Annotated in this window: 15 protein-coding genes; 4 read left to right on the top strand and 11 right to left on the bottom strand. The window is 51.2% G+C overall.

Annotated features, from left to right (window positions below):
• Positions 1–103: 103 nt before the first annotated feature.
• The 11 genes from lpxD to rpsB form a co-directional block, all read right to left on the bottom strand.
• On the bottom strand, positions 104–1,129 hold the full coding sequence (lpxD, locus tag I6L54_RS20545; protein WP_040230032.1) for a UDP-3-O-(3-hydroxymyristoyl)glucosamine N-acyltransferase: 1,026 nt from the start codon (positions 1,127–1,129) through the stop codon (positions 104–106).
• Positions 1,130–1,132: 3 nt separating this feature from the next.
• Complete coding sequence (gene skp / locus I6L54_RS20550) at positions 1,133–1,618, bottom strand: molecular chaperone Skp (protein WP_005132103.1); 486 nt, start codon at positions 1,616–1,618, stop codon at positions 1,133–1,135.
• 122 nt (positions 1,619–1,740) lie between these two features.
• Positions 1,741–4,161 (bottom strand): outer membrane protein assembly factor BamA, encoded by a 2,421-nt coding sequence (gene bamA / locus I6L54_RS20555; RefSeq protein ID WP_005132105.1) that lies wholly within the window; start codon positions 4,159–4,161, stop codon positions 1,741–1,743.
• A gap of 29 nt (positions 4,162–4,190) precedes the next feature.
• A complete protein-coding gene (gene rseP, locus I6L54_RS20560) occupies positions 4,191–5,543 on the bottom strand; it encodes a sigma E protease regulator RseP (protein WP_005132106.1) in 1,353 nt (450 codons plus the stop codon).
• Between the two features lie 11 nt (positions 5,544–5,554).
• Entirely contained in the window at positions 5,555–6,412 is an 858-nt protein-coding gene (gene cdsA, locus I6L54_RS20565) for a phosphatidate cytidylyltransferase (protein ID WP_040230031.1), read from the bottom strand.
• A gap of 12 nt (positions 6,413–6,424) precedes the next feature.
• Complete coding sequence (gene ispU, locus I6L54_RS20570; RefSeq protein WP_040230029.1) at positions 6,425–7,183, bottom strand: (2E,6E)-farnesyl-diphosphate-specific ditrans,polycis-undecaprenyl-diphosphate synthase; 759 nt, start codon at positions 7,181–7,183, stop codon at positions 6,425–6,427.
• A gap of 188 nt (positions 7,184–7,371) precedes the next feature.
• Positions 7,372–8,568, bottom strand: a complete 1,197-nt coding sequence (gene ispC / locus I6L54_RS20575) for a 1-deoxy-D-xylulose-5-phosphate reductoisomerase (protein ID WP_005132112.1) — start codon at positions 8,566–8,568, stop codon at positions 7,372–7,374.
• 96 nt (positions 8,569–8,664) lie between these two features.
• Positions 8,665–9,222: a ribosome recycling factor gene (frr, locus tag I6L54_RS20580; protein WP_005132113.1), complete on the bottom strand. Its 558-nt coding sequence runs from the start codon at positions 9,220–9,222 to the stop codon at positions 8,665–8,667.
• Between the two features lie 139 nt (positions 9,223–9,361).
• Complete coding sequence (gene pyrH / locus I6L54_RS20585; protein ID WP_005132114.1) at positions 9,362–10,087, bottom strand: UMP kinase; 726 nt, start codon at positions 10,085–10,087, stop codon at positions 9,362–9,364.
• A gap of 145 nt (positions 10,088–10,232) precedes the next feature.
• Positions 10,233–11,084, bottom strand: coding sequence for a translation elongation factor Ts (tsf, locus tag I6L54_RS20590; RefSeq protein ID WP_005132116.1), 852 nt, complete (start codon positions 11,082–11,084; stop codon positions 10,233–10,235).
• A 132-nt stretch (positions 11,085–11,216) separates the two neighbouring features.
• Positions 11,217–11,942 (bottom strand): 30S ribosomal protein S2, encoded by a 726-nt coding sequence (rpsB, locus tag I6L54_RS20595; protein ID WP_005132117.1) that lies wholly within the window; start codon positions 11,940–11,942, stop codon positions 11,217–11,219.
• A 448-nt stretch (positions 11,943–12,390) separates the two neighbouring features.
• On the opposite strand from rpsB, the gene map reads away from it, so the two are divergent.
• From map to I6L54_RS20615, 4 genes are all read left to right on the top strand, one after another.
• Positions 12,391–13,185 (top strand): type I methionyl aminopeptidase, encoded by a 795-nt coding sequence (gene map, locus I6L54_RS20600; RefSeq protein ID WP_005132119.1) that lies wholly within the window; start codon positions 12,391–12,393, stop codon positions 13,183–13,185.
• A gap of 113 nt (positions 13,186–13,298) precedes the next feature.
• Positions 13,299–15,971, top strand: coding sequence for a bifunctional uridylyltransferase/uridylyl-removing protein GlnD (gene glnD / locus I6L54_RS20605; RefSeq protein ID WP_005132121.1), 2,673 nt, complete (start codon positions 13,299–13,301; stop codon positions 15,969–15,971).
• Positions 15,972–16,002: 31 nt separating this feature from the next.
• Entirely contained in the window at positions 16,003–16,827 is an 825-nt protein-coding gene (gene dapD / locus I6L54_RS20610; RefSeq protein WP_005132123.1) for a 2,3,4,5-tetrahydropyridine-2,6-dicarboxylate N-succinyltransferase, read from the top strand.
• Between the two features lie 109 nt (positions 16,828–16,936).
• Positions 16,937–17,323, top strand: coding sequence for a DUF3461 family protein (locus I6L54_RS20615; RefSeq protein WP_005132126.1), 387 nt, complete (start codon positions 16,937–16,939; stop codon positions 17,321–17,323).
• The last annotated feature ends 73 nt before the right edge of the window (positions 17,324–17,396 follow it).

Below are 17,396 nucleotides of genomic sequence, written 5' to 3' on the forward strand. Positions count from 1 at the left end.
ATACTCTTCCTGTCTAAATATACTAAAAGGCAATAATAACACGGCCTGCCGCAATCCCAGGAATGTGACAGGCCGTAAAGTCAGACATGCGTAAAACGATGTTTTAGTCTTGTTGATTAACCTTGCGCTCAATCGCTTTGAGACGCTTGCTCATATCATCAATATTCATCACCAGTGCAGCTGTTTTACGCCATACCTTGTTGGGTTGTAGCGGAATGCCTGAGGAGTAGACGCCCGGTTCAGTGATAGGACGCATCACCATACCCATGCCAGTTACCGTGACTTTGTCGCATATTTCCATATGCCCATTAATCACGCTGGCGCCGCCAATCATGCAGTAACGGCCAATCTTCAGGCTACCCGCCATAATGACGCCACCGGCTACAGCCGTATTGTCGCCAATCACAACGTTATGCGCAATCTGGCACTGGTTATCAATGATAACACCATTACCGATCACCGTATCGTCCAGCGCACCACGGTCAATGGTGGTACATGCGCCAATCTCAACACGATCGCCAATAATCACGCGACCCAATTGAGGGATCTTCACCCAGTTCCCGCGATCGTTCGCGTAACCAAATCCATCGGATCCGACAACAGTGCTGGACTGGATCAGGCAATTTTCACCGATCTGAATGTCGTGGTAAATCGTCACATTCGCCCACAAGCGTGAACCTGCGCCGATTTTTGTGTTTTTTCCAACGAAGCAGCCTGCGCCGATAACCACGTTATCGCCCAGTTCTACGCCAGACTCAATGACCGCATTCGCGCCCACAGAAACATTGTTACCCAACTTCGCCGTCGCATCGATCACTGCACTGGGTGCAATGTTTTGCGCAGGCTGAGGCGTGGTATCTAAAATTTGCGCCATTCGTGCATAGGTCAGGTAGGGATTCTTCACTACCAGCACAGCACTCTTAGCAAACGGAAGGGAGTCCTGCGTCATCACAACGGCAGAAGCCTGGCATGCACTCAGATGCTCACGGTACTTTGGATTCACCATGAACGTGATATTGCCAGTTTGCGCAGATTGCATGGACGCTACGCCGGTGATGACGATATCGCCATCACCGTGTAATTCTGCATCCAACTGCTCTGCTAAATCAGCCAGTCGAATTGAAGGCATTACTTATTTAACCTGTTTCAGTACGTCAGCGGTGATGTCTTTTACATCGCTGCTGTTGTATGCAACGGTGTTCGCGTCAACAACCAGATCGATGCTCTGGCTGCTTGCAACAGATTTCACAGCTGTCTGGATACGATTAACCAGCTTGCCGCGTTCTTCGTTAGAACGACGTTGACGATCCTGCTCGAAAGCCTGCGCTTTCTGAGAGAAAGTCTGGCGCTGCGCCATTACGTCTTTTTCCAGCTTGGTACGGTCGCTGCCTGCTTTCATTGATTGCAGACGCTGCATTTTAGATTGCAGGTCGGATTCCATACGCTGCAGTTCGCTGGCGCGGCCTTTGAACTCATTTTCCAGCGTAGTAGAAACGCCCGTCTTCTGTGCAACCTGTTGGAACAGGCTACCCATGTTGACGATTGCAATTTTGTCAGCAGCCTGTGCGGACGTTGCCATCGCTAAACCGAGACCTGCAGCTAATAACCACTTTTTCACAATTAACTCCTTACCATCCCATTTGCACACGAAGGTGCAGTTCTTTGCGTGGCCAGGCGATCCCATGCAAGATCGCCTAAAGTCAGCGCTACACTACCACTACATTCCTTTGCGAAGAACAATTACCAGGTTTTACCAATGTTAAACTGGAACTGTTCCGCTTTGTCTCCATCGTACTTCTTGAACGGTTGGGCGTAGGAGAAAACCAACGGCCCCAATGGGGACATCCATTGTAACGCGATACCCGCAGACATACGGATATTATTCGGATCGCTGTAGTCTGGCACGCCAACTGCACGGGTGTCAGCGGTATTCTGCCAGTTCGTATCCCACACGGTACCCATATCCCAGAAGAAGGAAGTACGGACCGAGTTAGCATATTTATCGCTGATAAACGGCGTAGGTGTGATGAATTCCAGGCTCGCTACAGCCATGGCGTTACCGCCGACTGCATCGTCTGATTGACAAGGTTTATTGTCAGTTCTCGAGCACTCTTCATAGTTACTCGAATTGGAATCCGATTTAGCACCTGGCAAATAGACTGCTTTTGGACCAATGGTGTTTGACTGGAAGCCACGTACAGTGCTGGAACCACCCGCGTAGAAGTTCTCATAGAACGGCATCTCTTTGCTGCCAATGCCATCACCATAACCCAGCTTGGTGCGTCCCAGAACCACCCATTTGTGATCGTCATCGATCGGCACATAGGTCGCCGTATCCAACGTCGCTTTATAGTATTCGTTATCAGAACCCGGGATGGTCACTTTACCATTCAGGTTGACACGCGTACCTTCCGTAGGGAAATACCCACGGTCCAGCTTGTTGTAGGTCCAACCGTAGTTGAAGGTGAAATCATCCGCGGCAAAGCTGTTGGTATTGTCTTCACCCATGGATTCAAGATAACGATCCATCGCAATCTGCGGCTGCATGTTGGACAGTTTGTTATGTACATAACCCAGGCCTGCACGCAACGTGTTGTATTCGTTGACCGGGAAGCCCAGCGTTACGTCCGTACCATAGCTTTTGTTGGTATAGTCGGACAGATCTGCATCATCTGCCTGGAAGTCGTTATAGAAGACACGACCACCGAGACTCACACCATCGACGGTGAAGTACGGGTTGGTGACAGACAGCTCAGTATAGGTCTGATAGTCGTTTTTGGTGCCGCTAATCCCGACGGAATAACCGGTACCTAACCAGTTATCCTGCTGAACGCCCGCCTGGAAGCTCACGCCACTTTCAGTGCCGTAACCCACACCGAAGTTAAAGCTACCGGTGTTGCGCTCTTTCACCTTATAAACCACATCAACCTGATCAGGACTGCCCGGAACACGTTGAGTATCGGTATCGACAGTTTCAAAGTAACCCAGGCGGTTCAGACGCTCTTTACCCTGGTCAACCAGATCGCTGCCCAACCAGGCGCCTTCCATCTGACGCATTTCGCGACGCAGCACGGAATCTTTCGAGGTGTCGTTACCTTCAAAACGGATCTTACGCACATAGAAACGGTTACCCGCATCCACGTTTACACGCAATTTAACGGTTTTGTCAGCATCGTTGATTTCAGGCTGCGACTGTACACGCGGGTAGGCATAACCATAGCGTCCCAGTAGCTTCTTGATATCATCTTCCATTTTGGTCACTTTAGTGCCGTTATAGAGTTCACCCGGTTCGATTTTCGTCAGGGTCTCAATTTCGGCAGAGTGTCCAGCCAGGTTACCACTCACCTGAACCCCAGAAAGCTTGTACTGATCGCCTTCTGTGATGTTAACGGTGATGTAGATACCTTTTTTATCCGGCGTCAGGCTAACCTGCGTGGAATCGATATTGAAGCGAGCATAACCGCGATCCAGATAGTAACTGCGCAGGGTTTCAAGGTCGCCTGCCAGTTTCTGTTTCTGGTATTTACGATCGCCCACCACGTTCCACCACGGTACTTCATCGCGCAGTTGGAAGTGAGAGATAAGCTCGTCGGTTGTGAAGGCATGGTTGCCGACGATATTGATCTGTTGGATCTTCGCCGAAACGCCTTCCTGGAAGACCAGTTTGAGGTCAACGCGGTTACGCGGCAACGGCGTTACCACCGCTTTCACACTGGCGCTGTATTTACCGACGCTATAGTAGAAATCTTCCAGGCCTTTTTCGATATCGGCAAGCGTTGTGCGATCCAGAGACTCGCCAACACGTACGCCAGACGCCTCGAGGTTTTGCTTCAGCATGTCATCTTTCACCGATTTGTTACCGGAGAAAGTAATGCTGGCAATCGTCGGACGTTCTTTTACCTGAACCAGAAGGGTATCACCATCGCGCAGGACGCGGACATCCTCAAAGTTACCGGTGGCGAACAGAGCACGAATGGTATTACTGATATCTTCATCATTAACCGTGTCGCCTGTACGCACCGGCATACTGAGGAGAGCCGCACCAACGGCGACTCGCTGTAGGCCTTCGAAATGAATGTCCTTCACGACGAACCCTTCAGCACCGTATACGGTGGCGCTGCTAAACAGCAGCGACGCTATGAGCAACTTTTTCATCGCCATCGTTATTATGCGTTCTTCCTAACACTCTCTTACAACCGAGAGAAATCATTGAAAAGTGCAAGCCCCATTAACAACACCAGCAAGATAGAGCCAATGCGATAACTAAAGTCTTGAACCCGCTCGGATACCGGACCGCCCTTCAGCTTTTCAATCGCCAGGAACAGCAGATGCCCCCCGTCAAGAACGGGCAACGGAAACAGGTTGATTATCCCTAAGTTCACGCTGATAAGCGCAAGGAACATCAGGTAATAAATCACCCCGAACTCCGCTGACATCCCAGCCCCCTGGGCAATAGAAATCGGCCCACTGAGGTTGTTCAGTTTTACATCACCGGTAATCAATTTTCCCAGCATACTGACCGTTAGCTTCATCAACTGCCACGTTTTATCCGAGGCTTCGAGGATGGCGCTGAATGGCCCATACTGGCGTACAGTCTTATACTCATCAGGCAGAGGAATAACTTTAGGCACCACGCCCGCAAAACCTTCTGCCTTCCCGTTAACCTCTTTTGAATCTGGGGTTAACGTTAAAGACAAGGAACTTCCTTGTCTTTCAATATCTAGTGCTAACGGCTTATCCGGATTATCGCGCACCAACGTCACAAACGTCATCCATTGCGTTAACGGCTGACCATTGACTTTAACGATCCTGTCGCCAGCTTGCAAACCCGCCTTACTTGCCGCGGAGTTAACCTGCACTTCTGACAGCACAGGTTCAATCTGCGGGCCACGTGGACGAATTCCCAAACTCGTAACGGGATCCTCTTTATCTGGCTCAAATGCCCATTGGCGCAAATCCAGCGTTTTATCTTGTCGCTGGTTACTACCAAACGGCGCCACGCTGAGGATAGTCTGCTCATCACCAATTTTGGCTACCAACTGCAATCGAACGGTATCCCAATCAGGGGTTTCGATACCATCAACCGCTTTTAGTTCCGTGCCTGGCTGAATTTGCGCTTGGGCAGCAATCGAGTTGGGTGTTATTTCACCAACAACCGGACGAACGCCAGGGACACCGATGATAAAGACCAACCAGTAGGCAAAAATAGCGAAGAGGAAATTTGCAATCGGGCCTGCAGCGATAATGGCCGCGCGCTGCCCAACTGTTTTATTGTTGAAAGCGTAATGGCGCAGCTCTGGTACAACGGGTTCAGCGCGCTCATCCAGCATTTTGACATAACCGCCGAGGGGAATTAAGGCGATAACGTATTCCGTACCCTGTTTATCGGTACGGCGCCAAAGCGCTTTTCCAAAGCCAATGGAAAAGCGCTCGACGCGGACTCCGCAGCGCCGTGCAACCCAGAAATGACCAAATTCATGCACGGTGATAAGTACACCAAGTGCAACGATGAATGCAGCCAGATTCCAGAGAATACTCAGCATAAGACCATCCGTTAGAGCGTCCTGAATACCAGTAACAACAGGCAAGCAAAGACCGGCACCGCAGCCGTCAGGCTGTCAATACGATCCAGAATGCCACCGTGTCCTGGGATTAAGTGACCACTGTCCTTAATACCTGCTTCACGCTTAAACATACTCTCGGTCAGGTCACCCAGCACGGAGGCCAGGGCTGCAACGATGGAGCAAATGAGCAAGGTGACAGGCGCAACTTCAAGATTCGCCCACATGCCGTAACCCCATGAGATCACAGCCGCAGTGGCGAGTCCGCCAATAAAACCCTGCCAGGTTTTACCCGGAGAAACCTTCGGCGCCAGCTTATGTTTGCCAAACAACTTACCAAACATATATGCACCGGAATCCGCTCCCCAGACGAGGATCATGACATACAGCAGCCATAGCGCGCCACTATAATGATTCTCATCATAGTGCCAGGCACGCAGCGCCAGCATTCCCCAAAAGAAAGGAACAATGGTTAACACGCCGAAAATTATGCGTAATGTTTTGGAATTACGCCAGACCGAGGCTGAACCGGGGTAAAACAGCACCAGTAATAGCGCCACGGCCCACCAGCCCAGCGACGCCCAAAGCGACACTTCAACCAGCGGTTGGTGAATATTATGATGATACTCAGGCAGCAAAAATAGCATCAGTGCCAGCAATAGCCCGCACAAAACCGCCAACCAAACTCGCTGTGTACGAGTGGCAAAACCACTTAACTGTCCCCATTCCCAGGCGGCCAGCATACAAACGACCAGCGTAACAATGGCGAACCCCACCGGCGGCAACAAAAACAACGCCGCGATGACAACGGGTATTAAAACAAAAGCAGAAATCAGGCGATACTTCAGCAAAAGCGACCCCCATCAGGCTTTTTCATCACCGGGCTCGGTGCCGCCGAAACGACGCTCACGATTAGCAAAGGCATGTAGCGCACCTTCAAAGTCTTGTTCATCGAAATCGGGCCAGAGAACATCCGTAAAGTAAAGTTCGGCATAGGCAATTTGCCACAACAAAAAATTACTAATTCGATGCTCTCCCCCAGTCCTTATCACTAAATCCACAGGAGCCAGCTCATGCATACACACTTGCTGACCAAGCATCTCTTCATCAATTTGCTCTGGACGCAACAGACCTTCCTGCACCTGTTGTGCCAGTTGCCTGACGCCCTGGACAATATCCCACCGTCCACCGTAATTCGCGGCAATATTCAGCGTTAACCCAGTATTCTGGGCGGTAAGCGCTTCCGACTTGCGAATCCGTTCTTGCAAACGTGTGTTAAATCGACTGATATCCCCAATAATACGCAGGCGCACGTTATGGCGGTGCAGGTTTTTCACTTCGCTATCAAGTGCCCACACAAACAACTCCATTAACGCACTGACTTCCTGCGCTGGTCGGTTCCAGTTCTCACTGCTAAAGGCATACAGCGTTAACGCATCAATACCGTTATTGGCAGCAAAAGAGACAGCCCGGCGGACGGATTTTGCTCCGGCCTTATGCCCGAAGGCGCGGATCTTCCCTTGCTTTTTCGCCCAGCGGCCATTGCCATCCATAATAATTGCGACATGGCGACAACCATGTGCTGGCAAGTTCTCGCTTAATGGTTTAGTTGCAGACAACATAACGCGTTTTTAGTCCCTGAAAGGATTATACGGTACTCAGGAATACTGAAGCCTATCCACAAAAAAGCCGTGTCAAACCACGGCTTACCCGATCGAAAAAAAGCAAATACCTGCGATCAGGTGGCGCAGACTATATCACTGAAGCCCAACGCTAACAAATAGCACGATCCCTCACAGAGGGATTATCATCAGCTTGAGAGTCGTGTCACTTGTTTTGTCGCGACGTCTCTGGCGATGGCATCGACCCTCAGCACATCGTCAACGCTCTGCGGTTCCTGCAAATCCATCCTATCCAGTACGGACAAATTAAGATCGGCGATATCCGTAAATCGAATCTGCTGCGCCAAAAATGCGGCAACGGTAATCTCATTTGCGGCATTCAGCGCAGTTGTCGCAGCCTGTCCTTGCTCAAACGCGTCCATCGCCAGTTTCAGGCACGGATAACGCTGATAATCAGGTGCGGAAAACGTCAACGCACTGAGTTGGCAAAAATCGACAGGCTTAACGCCAGAGCTCACACGTTCCGGCCATGCCATCGTATGGGCGATAGGCGTGCGCATATCAGGCTCACCCAACTGGGCCAGGACGCTACCATCCTGATAACGGACCATAGAGTGAATAACCGACTGTGGATGGATCAGCACTTCCATCTGGCTTGCACTGGCATTAAACAACCAACGCGCTTCAATGTATTCCAGACCTTTATTCATCATGGTGGCGGAATCGACGGAGATTTTTCGTCCCATCGACCAATTCGGATGACGGCATGCCTGATCGGGAGTCATTAGAGCCAGATCGGGCAATGGCGTTTCACGGAAAGGGCCACCAGACCCGGTAAGCAGAACGGACACAACGCCGTTTTGCTCAAGGTCAGCGTATCCCAGATTGTGTTGGATAGGTTGCGGTAAACTCTGAAAAATCGCGTTATGTTCGCTATCTACCGGCAAAAGCTGCGCTTTATGCCGTTTCACGTCGTCCATAAACAGACGCCCGCAGGTTACCAGAGACTCTTTATTCGCCAGCAAAATGTTTTTGCCCGCGCGGATTGCCGCAAGCGTTGGCAACAAACCTGCCGCGCCGACTATCGCCGCCATGACCTGATCGACATCATCCAGCGCGGCCATATCACAGGCTGCCTGCTGCCCGCACATAACCTCGGTGCGACTTCCATGATCCCGCAATGCGGATTTCACCAGCGCTGCACTTTTATCGTCATCCATCACCGCGTAGCGGGGGGAAAACTCAAGACATTGCTCCACCATACGGGCGACATTTTTACCCGCTACCAACGCAGCAACACGAAATTTATCCGGGTTATGGCGTACTACATCGAGCGTACTGCAACCAATAGAGCCGGTTGAGCCCAGGATGGTTAATTGCTTCATGAGACATCCAGAAGAATTGAGACAGGATAAAAAAGCAAAACGCCGCCATCCAGCCTTCTCAGGCCTTCTAAGCGGCGTTTTTAGCGTACAGGCGAATCAGAACTGCATCAGTTCCGCTTCTTTCTCTGCCAGCGCCGCATCAACTTTCTTGATTGCAGCATCGGTCAGTTTCTGTACGTCGTCCTGAGAACGGCGATCGTCATCTTCGCTGATCTCTTTATCTTTCAGCAGCGCTTTCACTTTGTCGTTGGCATCACGGCGTACGTTACGCACCGCAACACGCGCGCCTTCAGCTTCACCACGTACGATCTTGGTCAGATCTTTACGACGCTCTTCGGTCAGCGGTGGCAGTGGTACGCGGATGTCAGAACCCGCTGAGCTTGGGTTCAAACCGAGGTCGGAAGCCATAATCGCTTTCTCAACGGCTGGTCCCATAGAACGGTCAAACACGTTGATTTTCAGGGTACGGGAATCTTCAACCGTTACGCTTGCCAGCTGGCGCAGCGGAGTCGGCGTGCCGTAATATTCTACGATAATGCCATCCAGCAGGCTGGGAGAAGCACGACCGGTGCGAATTTTGCTGATTTGATTTTTGAATGCTTCGACGCATTTGTCCATGCGTACTTCAGCATCTTTTCTGATATCGTTGATCACGTTACGAATCCTTGAAAGCTTGTTTCAGTCAGACCATACCCACCACGCAAGATGTGACAAGTATAGTCTTGATTAATTTTGAGGGACGTATCCCGCGACATTAAAGCGGAATATTACCTGCATTTAGCCGCAACGGGAATTATTCCGTGATTAACGTGCCTTCTTTTTCACCCATCACAACGCGGCGCAGCGCACCCGGTTTGTTCATGTTAAAGACACGAATCGGTAATTTGTGGTCACGAGCCAGCGTGAACGCAGCCAGATCCATCACTTTCAGCTCTTTATCCAGAACTTCAGCATAGGTCAACTGTTCGTACATGGTTGCTGTTGGATCTTTAGCCGGATCGGCGGTAAACACACCATCAACTTTAGTGGCTTTCAGAACCACATCCGCTTCGATTTCAATACCACGCAGGCAGGCTGCAGAATCGGTGGTAAAGAATGGGTTGCCGGTACCCGCAGACAAAATAACCACGCGGTTGTTGCGCAGCAGGCTAATTGCTTCTGCCCAGCTGTAGTTATCACACACGCCGTTCAGAGGAATTGCGGACATCAGGCGAGCGTTCACATAGGCGCGGTGAAGCGCATCGCGCATCGCCAGACCGTTCATTACGGTGGCTAACATGCCCATGTGGTCGCCCACGACGCGGTTCATCCCTGCTTTCGCCAGACCAGCACCACGGAACAGGTTACCACCACCGATCACTACGCCAACCTGGATTCCCAGCTCGACCAGCTCTTTGATTTCCTGAGCCATACGGTCAAGTATGCTTGCATCAATACCGAAGCCTTCTGAACCTTGCAGAGCTTCGCCACTTAACTTAAGCAGAATACGTTTGTAGACGGGTTTTGCATTGGTAGCCATGTTTCTTTCCTGAGACTGTCAACGAATGAGATGAGTTAATTCCAGCAACATTGTATGTCGCTTTTCAGCCCTGCCACTATAGCGCTTAGCTGAATTTACAAGTCGGGCGCAAAAAGAAGCCGCCCTCAGGCGGCTCCTTTTAAAATTAAGACTGCTTGGACATCGCAGCAACTTCTGCTGCAAAGTCAGTCTCAACTTTCTCGATGCCTTCACCCACTTCGAAGCGGATGAAACCAGTTACGTCAGCGTTGTGCTCTTTCAGCAGCTGAGCAACAGATTTGCTCGGTTCCATAACGAAAGGCTGACCAGTCAGAGAAACTTCGCCGGTGAATTTCTTCATGCGGCCTTCAACCATTTTCTCTGCGATTTCTTTCGGCTTACCAGACTGCATCGCGATGTCCAGCTGAACCTGGTATTCTTTTTCTACTACTTCAGCAGAAACGTCTTCCGGCTTAACGAATTCTGGTTTGCTTGCAGCAATGTGCATTGCCAGCTGTTTAACCAGTTCTTCATCAGCGCCAGTTGCAGCAACCAGAACACCGATACGCGCACCGTGCTGGTAGCTACCCAGTACTTCGCCTTCCAGGGAAGCAACGCGACGGATGTTGATGTTCTCACCGATTTTAGCAACCAGAGCAACACGTTCTTCTTCAAACTGTGCTTTCAGAACTTCAACATCAGTGATTTTGCCAGCAACGGCAGCGTCCAGTACTTTGTCAGCAAATGCCTGGAAACCAGCATCTTTAGCAACGAAGTCAGTCTGGCAGTTAACTTCCAGAATGAAAGCGATATTGCCGTCGATTTTGGTTTTGATTACGCCGTCAGCAGCAACGTTGCCTGCTTTTTTCGCTGCTTTGATAGCACCGGACTTACGCATGTTTTCGATTGCCAGCTCGATGTCGCCATTAGCTTCAGTCAGTGCTTTTTTGCAATCCATCATGCCTGCGCCAGTACGCTCACGCAGCTCTTTTACCAGGGATGCGGTAATTTCAGCCATTCTAAAATCCTCGGAAGATTTGATCTGCCCGGCATGAAACCGCACAGATTTAAAAGTGAAAAAGGGGCCTGAAGGGCCCCTAACCAAACATGATACTACCTGGTCTATAAGGGCTCTAACGAGCGTGCCTTATTATTCAGCTTCTACGAAGCTTTCTTCCGCCTGGGAAGCCAGATCCTGAGAACGGCCTTCACGAACGGTAGTAGCTACAGCGCCCAGGTACAGGGTCACAGCACGGATTGCGTCGTCGTTACCCGGGATAACGAAGTCAACACCGTCCGGATCAGAGTTGGTATCAACGATAGCAAATACCGGGATACCCAGGTTGTTTGCTTCTTTGATAGCAATGTGCTCGTGGTCAGCATCGATTACGAACAGAGCGTCCGGCAGGCCGCCCATGTCTTTGATACCGCCCAGGCTGTTTTCCAGTTTCTCAAGCTCACGGGTGCGCATCAGCGCTTCTTTCTTGGTCAGCTTTTCGAAAGTACCGTCCTGAGACTGAGTTTCCAGATCTTTCAGACGTTTGATGGACTGACGAACGGTTTTCCAGTTAGTCAGCATACCGCCCAACCAGCGATGGTTCACGAAGAACTGATCGCAGCTGTTAGCAGCGTCTTTCACCGCTTCGCTTGCAGCGCGTTTAGTACCAACGAAAAGGATTTTACCTTTACGAGCAGAGATCTTGTTCAGTTCAGCCAGAGCTTCGTTGAACATCGGTACAGTTTTCTCAAGGTTGATGATGTGAACTTTGTTACGCGCACCGAAGATGAACGGCTTCATTTTCGGGTTCCAGTAACGGGTCTGGTGACCGAAGTGAACACCAGCCTTGAGCATGTCGCGCATGGAAACAGTTGCCATGATAAAAACCTCTATATATAAAGTTGGGGTTAAGCCTCCACGCATCCCATATTACCGACCCTTAAGGGCACCCCGGAATATGTGTCGATACGTGTGTGTTGTTACACAAAGTGAGATTTGTCGCTCCCGTCCATCGTGTGTAGTCTGCGAATAGAACGGAAGTCCGGCGCGCTTTATACCACAAATAAGCCGTCGACACCAATAATTGTTGGTACTGTGTGCTGAATGAACGATGAATTTCGTGTTACAGGAAGGCGGCAAATTTTTGAATCTCCAGGAGCTTACATGTAGTAAGTGACTGGAGTGAAAAAATACAGCCAACGCACCTGTGGCACGAAAGGCGAAGTTCAGAATGATTCTCAATTTGGCAGGGTATACCCCAGACTGATACCATTGACGACACTTACACAATTATTGTCGAAATAATCGGCACTGATGGACAGAATTCATGGCTATCTCAATTAAGACTCCTGAAGAAATCGAAAAAATGCGCGTCGCTGGCCGTCTGGCCGCCGATGTACTGGAAATGATCGCACCGTTTGTTAAACCGGGCGTCAGCACCGGCGAGCTGGATCGCATCTGTAACGACTACATCGTGAATGAACAGCAGGCGATTTCCGCGTGCCTGGGTTATCACGGTTATCCGAAATCCGTGTGCATCTCTATTAATGAAGTGGTGTGCCACGGGATCCCGGATGACGCTAAGCACCTGAAAGACGGCGACATCGTCAACATCGACGTCACCGTAATTAAAGACGAGTACCATGGCGACACGTCGAAAATGTTCATCGTCGGGAAACCAACCATTCTTGGCGAGCGTCTGTGCCGCGTCACGCAGGAAAGCCTGTATCTGGCGCTGCGGATGGTAAAACCGGGTATTCGCCTGCGTACCCTGGGAGCTGCAATTCAGAAATACGCAGAAGGCGAAGGCTTTTCTGTGGTTCGTGAATACTGCGGCCACGGTATCGGTCGCGGCTTCCATGAAGAACCTCAGGTTCTGCACTACGATGCGGACGACGGCGGTGTGGTACTGCAGCCGGGCATGACCTTCACCGTAGAACCGATGCTGAACGCCGGCGATTACCGTATCCGCACCATGAAGGACGGCTGGACGGTGAAAACCAAAGACCGCAGCTTGTCTGCTCAGTACGAGCATACTATTGTGGTAACGGAAAACGGCTGTGAAATTCTGACGTTACGCAAGGATGACACCATCCCGGCGATCATCACACACGGCGAATAATGTTTTGCCTGATGGCGATGCCCCTGCATCTTATCAGGCCTACAAATTGCACTACTTCGTAGGCCGGATAAGGCGCTCGCGCTGCCATCCGGCTTTTTAATGGGTGGCGCATAATGAATACTCTTCCTGAACAGCACGCAAATACTGCCCTCCCCACCCTGCCTGGCCAACCGCAAAACCCAGGGACATGGCCACAGCACGACCTCAACTGTACCGGCGTTAAAGCCCATATCGATAATTTCCAGCACTGGCTGGGGGAAGCTTTTGACAGCGGAATTTCCGCTGAACAGTTAATCGAAGCCCGCACCGAATTTATTGACCAGTTGCTGCAGCGCCTGTGGATTGAAGCCGGTTTCGGTCAGATTGCCGATCTGGCGCTGGTTGCCGTTGGCGGCTACGGGCGTGGTGAACTGCATCCCCTTTCCGATATTGACCTGCTGATCCTGAGTCGTAAAAAACTGCCTGACGCGCAGGCGGAGAAAGTCGGCGAGTTATTAACGCTATTGTGGGATGTGCGGCTGGAGGTAGGACACAGCGTGCGGACGCTGGAAGAGTGTCTGCTGGAAGGATTGTCAGATTTAACCGTCGCCACAAACCTGATAGAAACACGTCTGCTGATTGGCGATGTCGCGCTGTTTCTGGAGCTACAAAAGCATATTTTTAGCGAAGGTTTCTGGCCGTCCGATAAATTTTATGCTGCCAAAGTAGAAGAACAGAATCAACGCCACCAGCGCTATCACGGCACCAGCTACAACCTGGAGCCGGATATCAAAAGCAGTCCCGGCGGCCTGCGCGATATTCATACTCTGCAATGGGTCGCCCGCCGTCATTTTGGTGCCACGTCGCTGGATGAGATGGTCGGCTTCGGCTTCCTGACGCTGGCAGAACGCGCCGAATTGAATGAATGTTTGCATATTCTGTGGCGGATCCGCTTCGCATTGCATCTGATCGTGAACCGTTACGATAATCGTCTGCTGTTTGATCGGCAGCTCAGCGTGGCTCAACGCCTCAATTATGGCGGTGAAGGCAATGAGCCGATCGAGCGGATGATGAAAGACTATTTCCGGGTCACGCGACGAGTGAGTGAACTGAACCATATGCTGCTCCAGCTGTTTGACGAGGCGATCCTCGCCATGCCGGCTGATGAAAAACCGCGCCCAATTGATGACGACTTTCAACTGCGTGGCACATTGATTGACCTGCGCAATGACGACCTGTTTATCCGCGAGCCCGAGGCCATTTTGCGGATGTTTTACATCATGGTACGCAATAGCGCGATCACCGGAATTTACTCCACCACACTGCGTCATTTGCGTCATGCCCGCCGTCATTTAACTCAACCGCTGTGCTACATTCCGGAAGCGCGCTCGCTATTTCTCAGCATGTTGCGCCATCCGGGCGCAGTGAGTCGCGGCCTGTTGCCAATGCATCGCCATAGCGTGTTATGGGCCTATATGCCGCAGTGGTCACATATTGTCGGTCAAATGCAGTTTGATCTGTTTCATGCTTATACCGTGGATGAGCACACTATCCGCGTAATGCTGAAACTGGAAAGTTTTGCCAGGGAAGAGACTCGCCAGCGCCATCCGCTGTGTGTGGATCTGTGGCCGCGCTTGCGTCAACCGGAACTCATTCTGATTGCGGCGCTGTTCCACGATATCGCCAAAGGACGTGGCGGCGATCACTCTATTCTGGGGGCTCAGGACGTACTCAAGTTCGCCGAATTACACGGACTCAACTCCCGCGAAACGAATCTGGTCATGTGGCTGGTGCGCCAGCATCTGCTGATGTCGGTGACCGCTCAGCGCCGTGATATTCAGGATCCGGAGGTGATTAAGCAATTCGCTGAAGAAGTGCAAACGGAACATCGTCTGCGCTTTTTAGTGTGCCTGACCGTCGCGGATATTTGCGCGACTAACGAAACGCTGTGGAATAGCTGGAAGCAAAGTCTGCTGCGCGAGCTGTACTTTGCGACGGAAAAACAGCTACGTCGTGGGATGCAAAACACGCCGGATATGCGCGAACGCGTGCGCCATCATCAGCTTCAGGCGCTGGCGCTACTGCGAATGGACAACATTGACGAAGAAGCGCTGCACCATATCTGGTCACGCTGCCGCGCCAACTATTTCGTGCGCCACAGCCCAAATCAACTGGCCTGGCATGCGCGTCATCTGCTGCAACACGATCTCAGTAAACCGCTAATTTTACTCAGCCCGCAGGCCACGCGCGGCGGAACGGAGATTTTCATCTGGAGCCCGGACCGTCCTTACCTGTTCGCCGCCGTCTGCGCCGAACTGGACAGGCGTAATCTTAGCGTTCACGATGCACAGATTTTCACCACCCGTGATGGCATGGCGATGGATACGTTCATCGTTCTGGAGCCGGACGGCAGTCCGCTGTCGTCAGACCGACACGAAGCGATCCGTTTTGGACTGGAACAGGCGATCACGCAGCGGAGCTGGCAGCCGCCGCAACCACGTCGCCAACCGGCAAAATTGCGCCACTTTACCGTCGATACCGAGGTCACTTTCCTGCCGACCCATACCGACCGAAAATCATTCCTTGAGCTTATCGCCCTCGACCAGCCTGGACTGCTGGCGCGGGTCGGGCAGATTTTTGCCGATCTGGGAATTTCGCTGCATGGCGCCCGAATTACAACTATTGGCGAGCGAGTAGAAGATTTATTCATAATCGCCACCGCCGACCGGCGTGCTCTTAATAATGAGCTGCAGCAGGAAGTACATCAACGGTTGACAGAGGCCCTCAATCCAAACGATAAAGGGTAATGTTTTTATTTATTATGGAAAGAGTTTAACAATGCAGCAGTTACAGAACGTTATTGAGTCCGCTTTTGAGCGTCGTGCCGACATTACTCCGGCAAATGTGGATACCGTAACCCGTGAAGCGGTTAATCAGGTTATTTCTTTACTGGATTCCGGTGCACTGCGTGTCGCAGAAAAGATTGACGGCCAGTGGATCACCCATCAGTGGCTGAAAAAAGCGGTCCTGCTCTCTTTCCGTATTAACGATAATCAGGTTATCGAGGGTGCGGAAAGCCGCTACTTCGATAAAGTGCCGATGAAATTCGCCGACTACGATGAAGCACGCTTCCAGAAAGAAGGCTTCCGCGTGGTTCCGCCTGCGGCCGTGCGTCAGGGCGCATTTATCGCGCGTAACACCGTGCTGATGCCGTCTTACGTTAACATTGGTGCGTATGTCGATGAAGGTACGATGGTTGATACCTGGGCGACCGTAGGTTCTTGTGCGCAAATCGGTAAGAATGTTCACCTGTCCGGCGGCGTCGGCATCGGTGGCGTACTGGAGCCATTACAGGCAAACCCGACCATCATCGAAGATAACTGCTTCATCGGCGCACGTTCTGAAGTTGTGGAAGGCGTGATTGTCGAGGAAGGCTCTGTTATCTCGATGGGCGTGTATATCGGTCAGAGCACCCGTATTTACGATCGCGAAACCGGCGAAGTGCATTATGGCCGCGTTCCGGCGGGCTCTGTGGTTGTCTCCGGCAACCTGCCATCGAAAGATGGCAAATACAGCCTGTACTGCGCGGTGATTGTGAAGAAAGTCGATGCCAAAACGCGTGGCAAAGTGGGTATCAACGAACTGTTACGTACCATCGACTAACAGCAATTTGAAAAAGCGGGCTTAGCCCGCTTTTTTTACATCTGCGAGTGGCATAAACAAGGCTTTTCGTTAATTATTCAATGGTTATGGTGAGCTTAAGGGTACCGCTATGTATGACAATCTGAAAAGTCTGGGCATTACTAATCCTGAAGAGATCGATCGTTACAGTCTGCGGCAAGAAGCCAACAACGATATCCTGAAAATCTATTTCCAGAAGGATAAAGGCGAGTTTTTTGCCAAGAGCGTGAAGTTCAAATATCCCCGCCAGCGTAAAACAGTAGTCGCCGATGGCATCGGTCAGGGCTACAAAGAAGTGCAGGAGATCAGTCCAAACCTGCGCTATGTGATCGACGAGCTGGATCAGATCTGCCAGCGCGATCGCAGTGAAGTCGATCTTAAACGCAAGATCCTCGATGATTTACGTCATCTGGAAAGCGTCGTGACCAATAAGATCAGCGAAATTGAAGCCGATCTGGAAAAGCTAACGCGTAAATAAGCAGTTTGTTGCCGGATGGCAGCGTATTACGCCTTATCCGGCCTACAGGTATGTCCTCGTAGGCCGGATAAGC

Origin of the sequence: Citrobacter pasteurii (assembly GCF_019047765.1) — a bacterium.
Classification (GTDB): Bacteria; Pseudomonadota; Gammaproteobacteria; order Enterobacterales; family Enterobacteriaceae; genus Citrobacter; species Citrobacter pasteurii.

Excerpts from the sequence above, each read along its gene's own strand:
- lpxD (WP_040230032.1), bottom strand. The coding sequence starts at position 1,129 with ATGCCTTCAATTCGACTGGCTGATTTAGCAGAGCAGTTGGATGCAGAA.
- bamA (WP_005132105.1), bottom strand. The coding sequence starts at position 4,161 with ATGGCGATGAAAAAGTTGCTCATAGCGTCGCTGCTGTTTAGCAGCGCC.
- rseP (WP_005132106.1), bottom strand. The coding sequence starts at position 5,543 with ATGCTGAGTATTCTCTGGAATCTGGCTGCATTCATCGTTGCACTTGGT.
- ispU (WP_040230029.1), bottom strand. The coding sequence starts at position 7,183 with ATGTTGTCTGCAACTAAACCATTAAGCGAGAACTTGCCAGCACATGGT.
- ispC (WP_005132112.1), bottom strand. The coding sequence starts at position 8,568 with ATGAAGCAATTAACCATCCTGGGCTCAACCGGCTCTATTGGTTGCAGT.
- pyrH (WP_005132114.1), bottom strand. The coding sequence starts at position 10,087 with ATGGCTACCAATGCAAAACCCGTCTACAAACGTATTCTGCTTAAGTTA.
- tsf (WP_005132116.1), bottom strand. The coding sequence starts at position 11,084 with ATGGCTGAAATTACCGCATCCCTGGTAAAAGAGCTGCGTGAGCGTACT.
- rpsB (WP_005132117.1), bottom strand. The coding sequence starts at position 11,942 with ATGGCAACTGTTTCCATGCGCGACATGCTCAAGGCTGGTGTTCACTTC.
- map (WP_005132119.1), top strand. The coding sequence starts at position 12,391 with ATGGCTATCTCAATTAAGACTCCTGAAGAAATCGAAAAAATGCGCGTC.
- glnD (WP_005132121.1), top strand. The coding sequence starts at position 13,299 with ATGAATACTCTTCCTGAACAGCACGCAAATACTGCCCTCCCCACCCTG.
- dapD (WP_005132123.1), top strand. The coding sequence starts at position 16,003 with ATGCAGCAGTTACAGAACGTTATTGAGTCCGCTTTTGAGCGTCGTGCC.
- I6L54_RS20615 (WP_005132126.1), top strand. The coding sequence starts at position 16,937 with ATGTATGACAATCTGAAAAGTCTGGGCATTACTAATCCTGAAGAGATC.